Raw genomic sequence first — 10159 nt, 5'->3', positions numbered from 1 at the left:
AGACAGTCGTAGGACTCTACGACGCGGCCCGGCCGCGGGTGGTGGTTGATGCCCCGAAGTGGACCCGTCGGCGATGGGCCGAAGGGCTCGCCCCGGTGTGCTCAGTGGGCTCCGACGCCGGTCAGGGACTTGACCTCCAGCTCGGCGTACTTGTCCGCGTCGGCCTTCTCCTTGGAGATCAGCGAGCCGACCCAGCCGAGCAGGAAGCCGAGCGGGATCGAGATCAGGCCGGGGTTCTCCAGCGGGAACCAGGCGAAGTCGACGTCCGGGAACATCGAGGTCGGCTTGGAGGAGACGACCGGCGAGAACAGCACCAGCAGGACGGAGGAGGTGAGGCCTCCGTAGATGGACCACAGGGCCCCCTGGGTGGTGAAGCGCTTCCAGAAGAGGCTGTAGAGGATCGTCGGCAGGTTGGCGGAGGCCGCGACGGCGAAGGCCAGGGCGACGAGCCCGGCGACGTTCAGGTCGCGGGCGAGTGCGCCGAGGCCGATGGAGACGATGCCGATGGCGACGGTGGCCCAGCGCGCGGCGCGGACCTCCTCCTTCTCGGTGGCCTGCCCCTTGCGGATGACGTTGGCGTAGATGTCGTGCGCGAAGGACGAGGAGGAGGCGAGGGTGAGTCCGGCGACGACCGCCAGGATGGTGGCGAAGGCGACGGCGGAGATCACCGCGAGGAGGATGGCGCCGCCGGTGGATCCGGAACCGCCGCCGATCTCCAGTGCGGCGAGGGGCGCCGCGGTGTTGCCCGCCTTGTTGGAGGCGATGATGTCGTCCGACTTGAGGATCGCGGCGGCGCCGAAGCCGAGCACGATCGTCATCAGGTAGAAGGCGCCGATGATGCCGATCGCCCAGTTCACGGACTTACGGGCGGCCTTGGCGGTGGGCACGGTGTAGAAGCGGATCAGGATGTGCGGCAGGCCCGCGGTGCCGAGGACCAGGGCGATGCCGAGCGAGATGAAGTCCAGCTTCGAGATGTTGTCGACGCCGTACTTCAGGCCGGGCTCCAGGAAGGCCGCGCCCTTGCCGCTGTTGCTGGCGGCGGTGCCGAGCAGGTCGGAGATGTTGAAGTTGAACTTCAGCAGGATCAGGAAGGTGATGAGCAGGGTGCCCGCGATGAGCAGGACGGCCTTGACCATCTGCACCCAGGTGGTGCCCTTCATTCCGCCGATGGTGACGTAGAGGATCATCAGGATGCCGACCAGGGCGACGATGAGGACCTTCCCGGCGTCGCTGGTGATGCCGAGCAGCAGCGAGACGAGGACGCCCGCGCCGGCCATCTGGGCCAGCAGGTAGAAGATCGAGACGACGATCGTGGACGTGCCGGCGGCGGTACGGACGGGGCGCTGGCGCATCCGGTAGGCGAGGACGTCGCCCATGGTGTAGCGGCCGGAGTTGCGCAGCGGTTCGGCGACCAGGAGCAGGGCGACGAGCCAGGCGACGAGGAAGCCGATGGAGTAGAGGAAGCCGTCGTAGCCGAAGAGCGCGATGGCCCCGGCGATGCCGAGGAAGGACGCGGCGGACATGTAGTCGCCGGAGACCGCGAGTCCGTTCTGGAATCCGGTGAACTGGCGGCCGCCCGCGTAGAAGTCGGAGGCGCTCTTGGTCTGGCGGCCCGCCCACACGGTGATGAAGAGGGTCGCGACGACGAACGCGGCGAACAGCGTGATGATCAGCGGCCGGTGCTCGCTCGCCCCCTCGGTGGCGGCGAGCTGGACGGTGGGATAGAGGGCGTGGGCGGCGCTCATACGTCGGCCTCCATACGGGACTTGATCGCGTCGGCCTTGGGGTCGAGCTGGGTGGCGGCGTGCCGGGAGTAGAGCCAGGCGATGAGGAAGGTGGTGGCGAACTGGGCGAGTCCGAGGACGAGCGCCATGTTGATGTTGCCGACGACCTTGGTGGCCATGAATCCGCCCGCGTAGTTGCAGAGCAGGACGTACAGCAGGTACCAGGTCACGAAGGCGATGGTCAGCGGGAAGGCGAAGGAGCGGTGGGAGCGGCGCAGTTCGGCGAACTCCGGGCTCGCCTGCACCGTGACGAACGCCTCGGTGGTGGGCTGGACGGGTCCGGCGGGCGATGTGCCCTCGGGCGGCGGTGCATCGGTAGCCACGGAATCTCCTCGCGACGCGGGTGCGGTGATCTGGGGGACGGCGGGTGTCAAGGGAGGCCTCGTTACCGGCGGGGACGGTGATGTACCTCCTGGACAACGGCACGGAGGGCGCGACGAAGCGGTTCACCGCGTCTTTCGCCTTCTCGTTCGCCTTGTCGGAGGTGTCGCGGTGCGTCCGGTTGCCCGGACGTCACCCGTTCACATTCGGCCGGATCGGTCACTCTTCGAACTCACTTACCCGTAAACGTTGATGCGTCGGGATGATCGGCGATAGCTTCACTCGTCATGTACGCGACCGAACACGCCAGGTGTCCGGTCGTTCGGCACGGATGATGTGGAGAACCCATGGCTCATCTGGCATCGAGACGGACCCGCGCACTCGCGGTACCCGTCGGACTCGCGCTGACCGCCTCGCTCGGCTTCCTGCCGACGGCCACCGCGGCGCCCACCGGCGAGCAGGCCTCCGCGAGCGTGCGGACCGACGGGCCGAAGCTGTCCTACGTGGTGAACGTCCGGGGCGGCCACGGCACCGCGAAGGACGTCAAGAAGGCGATCGCCAAGGCCGGCGGCACGGTCGTCATCGCCTATGAGCAGATCGGCGTCATCGTCGTCCACTCGCAGAACCCGGCCTTCGGCGAGACGATCCGCAAGGTACGCGGCGTGGAGTCGGCGGGCGCGACCCGCACGAACCCGATCGTGCCGCAGGCCACGAAGGACGTCGGCTCGATAGCGGAGCCGCTGACCGCCGAGCAGGCGGCGTCCGCCGCCGCGGACGCGAAGGCCGGCGAGGACCCGTTGGAGCCCCTCCAGTGGTCGCTGCCCGCGATCAAGGCGGACAAGGCGCACCAGAAGTCGCTGGGCTCCCGGAAGGTGACGGTCGCCGTCATCGACACGGGCGTCGACGACACCCACCCGGACCTGGCCCCCAACTTCGACGAGCGCGCCTCGGCGAACTGCGTGTCGGGCGCTCCGGACACCACCGCCGGCTCCTGGCGTCCGGCGGCGGGCGAGAGCGACCACGGCACGCACGTGGCGGGCACCATCGCCGCCGCGAAGAACGGCGCCGGCGTCACCGGTGTCGCCCCCGGTGTGAAGGTGTCGGGCATCAAGGTGTCCAACCCGGACGGGTTCTTCTACACCGAGGCCGTCGTCTGCGGGTTCCTCTGGGCCGCCGAGCGCGGCGTCGAGGTGACCAACAACAGCTATTACACCGACCCGTGGCTGTTCAACTGCAAGAACGACCCCGACCAAGGCGCCCTGGTCGACGCGCTCACCCGCGCCGTGAAGTACGCGGAGCGCAAGGGCACGGTCAACGTCGCGGCGGCGGGCAACTCCCGCCAGGACCTGGCGTCCGACGCGATCGAGGACACGACCAGTCCGAACGACTCCGAGACGGTCACGCGGACGATCGACCCGAGTGCCTGCCCGGACATCCCGACCATGCTGCCGGGCGTCGTGACGGTCTCCGCGACGGGTGCGAAGGGCCTCAAGTCCTCGTACTCGAACTACGGCAGGGGCATCGTCGACGTGGCGGCCCCGGGCGGTGACTCGACGGTCTACCAGACCCCCGAGCCGCCGGCCGTGAACGGCCTGATCCTCTCCACGCTGCCGGGCGGCAAGTTCGGCTACAAGGCCGGTACGTCGATGGCGTCCCCGCATGCCGCGGGCGTGGTGGCGCTGATCAAGTCCAAGCACCCCTACGCGTCACCGGCCGCGGTGAAGGCGCTGCTGACGCTGGAGGCGGACGCGAAGGCGTGCGGGGAGCCGTACGACATCAACGGTGACGGCGTCATCGACGCGGTCTGCGAGGGCGGCAAAGACTACAACGGCTTCTACGGGGCCGGAGTGGTGGACGCGCTGGACGCGGTGCGCTGGTAGGCGCGACGCACTCGTAGGCGCGGGCGACAGCCCGTCGGCCGGGGGCGTGGGCCTCGGGGACTTCGGTTCCCCGGGCTCACGCCCCCGGCGTTTGCCCCGTGTCCTTCGTGAGCACTCCGAGGGCCAGCAGGGCCTGGGCGGCGACGTAGGTGAGCATCACCCAGAAGTCGGGAGCGGGCGCCTGCGGCCATTCCGCGATGCCGGTGGCGATGAGGGCGTCGGAGAGCAGGAAGAGCGCCCCGCCGGCTGCCGCGTACGGTCCGAACACGCCCGCCCGCCAGGCCATGGCGGTGAGCAGCAGGCTGTATCCGGTGAGCGGGACCCGCAGGTCCGCCGGGAGGTCCGGCCAGATCAGCACGAGGAAGACGACGAGGACGACGGCGTACCCGGCCCCGGTTGCCAGCGGCGCAGGGGCCCGGCCGGCTCGGCCTTGGCCCTCGCCCCGCCGGAACAGCGTCAGGTAGCAGACATGGCCGGCGGCGAACGAGCCCATGCCGACGAGGAAGGCCAGGTCGTTGTCGGCGAGCAGGAAGACATCGCCGCCCCACCCGAACAGCAGGGCCGCGACGAGCAGCCGGGGTCCGCCGCGGAGTGCCGCGTACCCGGCGAGCAGCGGCATCAGCAGCGGCTTGGCGACCAGGTGGACGGTCTCGGCCCCGGCGAGGAGCCCGGCCAGGTCGGCTGCGGCGGCGACGAGGAAGGCGAGGAGCACGGGGCGGGCGAAGCGCTCGGCTCGTCCGCCGGTCCCGGTGGAGCCGGGGCGGGCGGCGGTGGCGGTCACAGGGCGCGTTCCGGGGCGGGGGCCTGCGGGGACAGGGGGTCCGGCGCGGGCGTGAGGGTCGTGGTGGCCGTCGTGGCCGTGGCCGCGGTGGTGGCCGCGGGGGCCGTGACCGCCCCCGCCTTCGCCGCCGGCTGCCAGCCCGGTCCCCGGAAGACCCGGCCTGCCCGCTCGCTCCAGGTGTCGGCGGCCCGGACGTCCCGGGCGATGGCCGCGTACTCGTGGGTCGCGACGCGTAGCGGGTTGTAGGTGGTGATGTTCTTGGTGAGCCCGTAGACGGGCCGCTCGGCCTCCGCCGCGAAGGACCCGAAGATCCGGTCCCAGATGATCAGGATGCCGCCGTAGTTGCGGTCCAGGTAGCCGCCCTGCGAGGCGTGGTGGACGCGGTGGTGGGAGGGCGTGTTGAGGACGTACTCGAAGGGCCGCGGGAGCTTGCCGACGCGCTCGGTGTGCACCCAGAACTGGTAGACGAGATTGGCCGACTGGCAGAACGCCAGCGCCGCCGGGTGCACCCCGCAGGCGATCAGCGGCAGGTAGAAGGGCCAGACGGTCGCGGAGGTCCAGGGCTGGCGCAGCGCGGTGGTGAGGTTGAACTTCTCGCTGGAGTGGTGGACCACATGGCAGGCCCACAGGATCCGGATCACGTGGTGACCGCGGTGGGACCAGTAGTAGAAGAAGTCCTGGGCGAGGAGCATCAGCAGGACGGTCCACCACAGCACGGGCACCCGCAGCGGCGTCAGCTCGTAGACCCCCATGTAGATCGCCAGGATGGGGATCTTCCACAACAGGTCGAAGCCGAGGCTGCCGAGGCCCATGGTGAGGCTGGTGGCGGCGTCCTTGGTCTCGTATCCGGCGGCGTCCTCGTCCGGGTGGAGGCGGTAGCTGACCATCTCGATCACGGCGAGCAGGACGAAGGCCGGTATCGACCACAGCACGACATCGGGCAGGTTCGGCTCCATGCGAGCACCGTAGGGCCGCCGGCCTGCCAGGGCTAGACGTTGTTACCCACAAGTATGCGAGACCTGCTGTCAGCAGTCTTTGGCACCTTCTGCCAATCGACCGGGCCGCGGGATGTGCGGAACGCGCGTCGTCGAGGGGGAGGAACGCTCGTGTCCGGTAGGGACGTTGCCCTGTTGCGACTGGCCACGACGGTGGTCGGTGCGGCCGAGCACGGGCGTGTGGCCGGTGCGGATCGGCTGACGATCCGGCCGGCCCACGACACCCGGGTCACCGGAGCCGAACTCCTCCCGCCCGAGCGCTCGTCCGCCTCCCCCGACCCCCTGCCCGGAGCGGCCGAATAGGGGACTGTCAGTCATGGCCCGTATTCTCTGTGACCATGCTCGACGACCGCCAGACAGCCGCACCGTGGCCGACCGCGTACCCCCAGGGGTACGCGGTCGTCGACGTGGAGACCACCGGCCTCGCCCGCGACGACCGGATAGTGTCCGCCGCCGTCTACCGCCTGGACGCCCTGGGCAACGTCGAGGACCACTGGTACACGCTGGTCAACCCGGAGCGCGACCCCGGTCCCGTCTGGATCCACGGGCTGACGAGCGACGTGCTCGAAGGCGCGCCGCTCTTTCCCGAGGTGGCCGAGGAGCTGTCCGCGCGGCTCGCGGACCGGGTGCTCGTCGCGCACAACGCGGCGTTCGACTGGTCGATGATCGCCCGGGAGTACGCCCGGGCCTCGGTGGTCGCCCCGGTCGAGCACCGGCTGTGCACGATCGCGCTGGCCAAGGAGCTGCGGCTGCCGCTGCCCAACCACAAGCTGGCCTCCCTCGCCGCGCACTTCGGGGTCGTACAGCAGCAGGCCCACCACGCCCTGGACGACGCCCGGGTGCTGGCTGAGGCGTTCAGGCCGAGTCTGCACGCGGCGGCCCGGGACGGGGTGCGGCTGCCGTTGCTGGAGTGCCGTCCGCTGACCGAGTGGTCCGACTCCCCCGTCACCCCGCGCGTCGGGTATCAGCCCTCGTGGCAGCCGAACAGCTGGCGGCCCTCGCGCAAACGGCCGGCCTGCCCGTATCCCAATCCGGGGCGGTACGAGAAGGAGAAGCCGCTCCAGCAGGGGATGCGGGTGGCCTTCTCCGGGGACACCTCGATCGACCGGGAGCTGCTGGAGGACCGGGCGATCGAGGCCGGTCTGCACGTGGCGACCAGCGTGTCGCGGCTGACCAGTCTGCTGGTGACCAACGACCCGGACGCGGCCACCTCCAAGACGCAGAAGGCGAAGACGTATCGCACCCCGATCCTGGAGGAGAGCGCCTTCACCCATCTGCTGCGCGATGTGGCCCCCGCCGACGGGGCCGTCCTGCCGCACCAGGCGTCCTCGCCACCGCCGGAGGGCATCCCGTCATCGGAGTGAACCGGGCGCGACTCGCCACGCGCCCGCTCGCCCGTCGCCGCCGGGCGTCCCACCCTGTGGCGCATGGCACGTTGTGAGGTTTGCGGAAACGACTACGGCATGTCCTTCGAGGTGCACGCACAAGGTGCGGTGCACGTCTTCGACTGCTTCTCCTGCGCCATCCACCGCATGGCGCCGATCTGCGAGCACTGCCGGGTCCAGGTGATCGGGCAGGGCGTCGAGGTGGAGGGGCACTGGTACTGCGGCGCCCACTGCGCCCGCGCCGAGGGGAAGGCGGGCATCGTGGACAAAGTGTGAGGGAACGTCTCATTGCCGGACCGCCCCGGCAGCACCCCTGAGTGCCGCACCCCATGGCCCCGGTTGTACGGTCATGGGGTGTACCGCTTCCTGTTGACCCGGCAGTGGGTGATCCTCACCCTGCTCGGCCTCGTGTTGATCCCGACGATGATCGAGCTGGGTTTCTGGCAGTTTCACCGGCACGAGCACCGGGTCGAGCAGAACGGGCTGATCTCGCGGAACCTCGACGCGCAGCCGGTCCCGGTCACCGACCTCACCTCCCCCGGGCACACCGTCCCCCGCTCGGACTACTGGCGGACGGTCACCGCGACGGGGACGTTCGACACCGAGCACGAGGTGGTGGTGCGTCGTCGGACCTCGGACGACGACCGCATCGGCGTCCATGTCCTGACCCCGCTGGATCTCAGGGACGGCGGCACCGTCCTGATCAACCGCGGCTGGGTCCCGGCCGCGCCGAACCAGACCGCCTACCCCGACGTGCCGCCCGCGCCCCGGGGCGAAGTGACCGTCACCGGCCGCCTCAAGGCGGACGAGACGACCGGCAGCAGCGGCATCAAGGACCTGGCGGGACTGCCGGACCGGCAGGTGATGCTGATCAACAGCGACCAGCAGTCCCAGCTGCTGTCCCGGACGGTCCTCGGCGGGTACATCGAGCAGACCGACCCCGCGCCTTCGGGTGATCTGCCCGAGCAGATCGTCTCCCCCGACGACAGCTCGATCGGTCCGCACATGGCCTACGCCGTCCAGTGGTGGCTGTTCGTCGCCGCCGTCCCGGTCGGCTGGATCATCCTCGTACGCCGTGAGAAGCGCGACCGTGAGCAGGCCGCGGCCGAGAACGCGACGGCCGACGCCCCCGAGCAGCCCGAACCGGCGAGCGCCTGAAGTCAGCGGCACACCATCGGGCTGGTTGACAACGGCCCGGTTCGGGAAAACGCCAGGCGTGACCCCACGCATCGAGGACTACGCCCTGATCGGCGATCTCCAGACCGCCGCGCTCGTCGGCAGGAACGGTTCTGTCGACTGGCTCTGCCTGCCCCGCTTCGATTCCGGCGCCTGTTTCGCCGCCCTGCTCGGCACCGAGGAGAACGGCCACTGGCGCATCGCGCCCAAGGGCGCGGGCACCTCGGACACCTGCTCCCGGCGCGCGTACGTGAAGGACTCCCTGGTCCTGGAGACGTACTGGGAGACGCGGACCGGCACGGTGAAGGTCATCGACTTCATGCCGCAGCGCGACAAGTCGCCGGACCTGATGCGGATCGTCGAGGGCGTCAGCGGCACCGTCGACATGAGTTCGGTGCTGCGGCTGCGCTTCGACTTCGGGTCGGTGGTGCCCTGGGTGCGCCGGTCGCACGGCCACCGGGTGGCGGTCGCGGGCCCCGACTCCGTCTGGCTGCGCAGCGAACCGTCGGTCAAGACGTGGGGCCAGCAGTTCAGCACCTGCTCCTCGTTCACCGTCACCGAGGGCGAGAGCGTGGCGTTCGTGCTGACCTGGCACCCCTCGCACTCGCCGCGCCCGAAGCTGATCGACCCGCACAAGGCGCTCAAGCACACGCTGCACGACTGGGCGAAGTGGACCGAGCGGTGCACCTACGAGGGACCGTACCGCGACGCCGTGCTGCGCTCCCTGATCACCCTGAAGGCGCTGACCTACGGCCCGACGGGCGGGATCGTGGCGGCCCCCACGACGTCCCTGCCGGAGGAGATCGGCGGCGTACGGAACTGGGACTACCGCTTCTGCTGGCTGCGGGACGCCACCCTCACCCTCGGGGCGATGGTCTCGGCCGGCTATCTGGAGGAGGCGGAGGCGTGGCGGGACTGGCTGCTGCGGGCCGTCGCCGGGGACCCGGCCGACCTCCAGATCATGTACGGGCTGGCGGGCGAGCGCCGGCTGCCCGAGATGGAGCTGCCCTGGCTCGCCGGGTACGAGCACTCCCGTCCGGTGCGCACCGGCAACGCGGCCGTGCGTCAGCGTCAGCTCGATGTGTACGGCGAGGTCATCGACGCGCTCCGGCTGGCCCGCGTCGCCGGACTCGACGACAAGCCGCACGCCTGGAACCTCCAGCTCAGCCTGCTCGGCTTCCTGGAGTCGACCTGGCGCGAGCCGGACGAGGGGCTGTGGGAGATCCGCGGCGCGCGGCGGCACTTCGTGCACTCCAAGGTGATGGCCTGGGTCGCCGCCGACCGGGCGGTGCGCTCGCTGGAGGAGAACCCGGAACTGCCCGGCGACGCCGACCGGTGGCGGGCGATGCGGGACGCCGTGCACGCCGAGGTCTGCGAGAAGGGGTACGACCCCGAGCGGAACACCTTCACCCAGTCCTACGGGTCACGGGAGCTGGACGCCTCGACGCTGCTCATCGTGCGCACCGGGTTCCTGCCGCCGGACGACCCCCGGGTGATCGGCACGGTCGACGCGATCCGCGACGAGCTGGGCAGCGACGGCCTGGTCCGCCGCTACAGCACCGAGGGCACCTCCGTGGACGGACTCCCGGGCGACGAGGGCGCGTTCATCGTCTGCTCGTTCTGGCTGGTCGACGCGTTGCAGCGGACCGGCAGGCCCGACGAGGCGCGGGAGCTGTTCGAGCGTCTGCTCCGGCTGCGCAACGACGTGGGGCTGCTGGCCGAGGAGTACGACGTGACGGCCGGGCGGCAGCTCGGCAACTTCCCGCAGGCCTTCAGCCATATCGGACTGGTGAACTCCGCTGTCGACCTGGCCGGGGAGGACCCGGCAGGATAGGGC

Annotated in this window: 10 protein-coding genes; 6 read left to right on the top strand and 4 right to left on the bottom strand. The window is 70.4% G+C overall.

The window, feature by feature from the left end:
- Positions 1-101: 101 nt before the first annotated feature.
- Both ACFWRV_RS24290 and ACFWRV_RS24285 read right to left on the bottom strand, forming a co-directional pair.
- Positions 102-1745 (bottom strand): cation acetate symporter, encoded by a 1644-nt coding sequence (locus tag ACFWRV_RS24290; protein ID WP_384337839.1) that lies wholly within the window; start codon positions 1743-1745, stop codon positions 102-104.
- Positions 1742-2107, bottom strand: a complete 366-nt coding sequence (locus ACFWRV_RS24285) for a DUF485 domain-containing protein (protein ID WP_384337838.1) — start codon at positions 2105-2107, stop codon at positions 1742-1744. The genes ACFWRV_RS24290 and ACFWRV_RS24285 overlap by 4 nt, the downstream gene beginning before the upstream one ends.
- A 345-nt stretch (positions 2108-2452) precedes the next feature.
- On the opposite strand from ACFWRV_RS24285, the gene ACFWRV_RS24280 reads away from it, so the two are divergent.
- The gene (locus ACFWRV_RS24280; RefSeq protein WP_384337837.1) at positions 2453-3985 is read left to right on the top strand and encodes a S8 family serine peptidase; all 1533 of its coding nucleotides are present in this window, start codon (positions 2453-2455) and stop codon (positions 3983-3985) included.
- A gap of 76 nt (positions 3986-4061) precedes the next feature.
- On the opposite strand, the gene ACFWRV_RS24275 is transcribed toward ACFWRV_RS24280, so the two are convergent.
- Both ACFWRV_RS24275 and ACFWRV_RS24270 read right to left on the bottom strand, forming a co-directional pair.
- Positions 4062-4766, bottom strand: a complete 705-nt coding sequence (locus ACFWRV_RS24275) for a lysoplasmalogenase (protein WP_384337836.1) — start codon at positions 4764-4766, stop codon at positions 4062-4064.
- Positions 4763-5722, bottom strand: coding sequence for a sterol desaturase family protein (locus ACFWRV_RS24270; protein WP_384337835.1), 960 nt, complete (start codon positions 5720-5722; stop codon positions 4763-4765). The genes ACFWRV_RS24275 and ACFWRV_RS24270 overlap by 4 nt, the downstream gene beginning before the upstream one ends.
- A 150-nt stretch (positions 5723-5872) precedes the next feature.
- Here ACFWRV_RS24270 and ACFWRV_RS24265 point away from each other — a divergent pair, with 150 nt between their 5' ends.
- From ACFWRV_RS24265 to ACFWRV_RS24245, 5 genes are all read left to right on the top strand, one after another.
- On the top strand, positions 5873-6064 hold the full coding sequence (locus ACFWRV_RS24265; RefSeq protein ID WP_384337834.1) for a hypothetical protein: 192 nt from the start codon (positions 5873-5875) through the stop codon (positions 6062-6064).
- A 29-nt stretch (positions 6065-6093) separates the two neighbouring features.
- Positions 6094-7125, top strand: a complete 1032-nt coding sequence (locus ACFWRV_RS24260; protein WP_384337833.1) for a DEDDh family exonuclease — start codon at positions 6094-6096, stop codon at positions 7123-7125.
- Between the two features lie 63 nt (positions 7126-7188).
- The gene (locus ACFWRV_RS24255) at positions 7189-7422 is read left to right on the top strand and encodes a hypothetical protein (RefSeq protein ID WP_078618651.1); all 234 of its coding nucleotides are present in this window, start codon (positions 7189-7191) and stop codon (positions 7420-7422) included.
- A gap of 78 nt (positions 7423-7500) precedes the next feature.
- A complete protein-coding gene (locus ACFWRV_RS24250; RefSeq protein ID WP_384337832.1) occupies positions 7501-8304 on the top strand; it encodes an SURF1 family protein in 804 nt (267 codons plus the stop codon).
- 58 nt (positions 8305-8362) lie between these two features.
- On the top strand, positions 8363-10156 hold the full coding sequence (locus ACFWRV_RS24245) for a glycoside hydrolase family 15 protein (protein ID WP_384337831.1): 1794 nt from the start codon (positions 8363-8365) through the stop codon (positions 10154-10156).
- Positions 10157-10159 lie beyond the last annotated feature (3 nt).

Origin of the sequence: Streptomyces sp. NPDC058576, from assembly GCF_042718715.1 — a bacterium.
In the GTDB taxonomy this organism is placed as follows: domain Bacteria; phylum Actinomycetota; class Actinomycetes; order Streptomycetales; family Streptomycetaceae; genus Streptomyces.
Note: the sequence above shows the minus strand (reverse complement) of the source record. Positions and strands in the feature narration are given on the sequence as shown.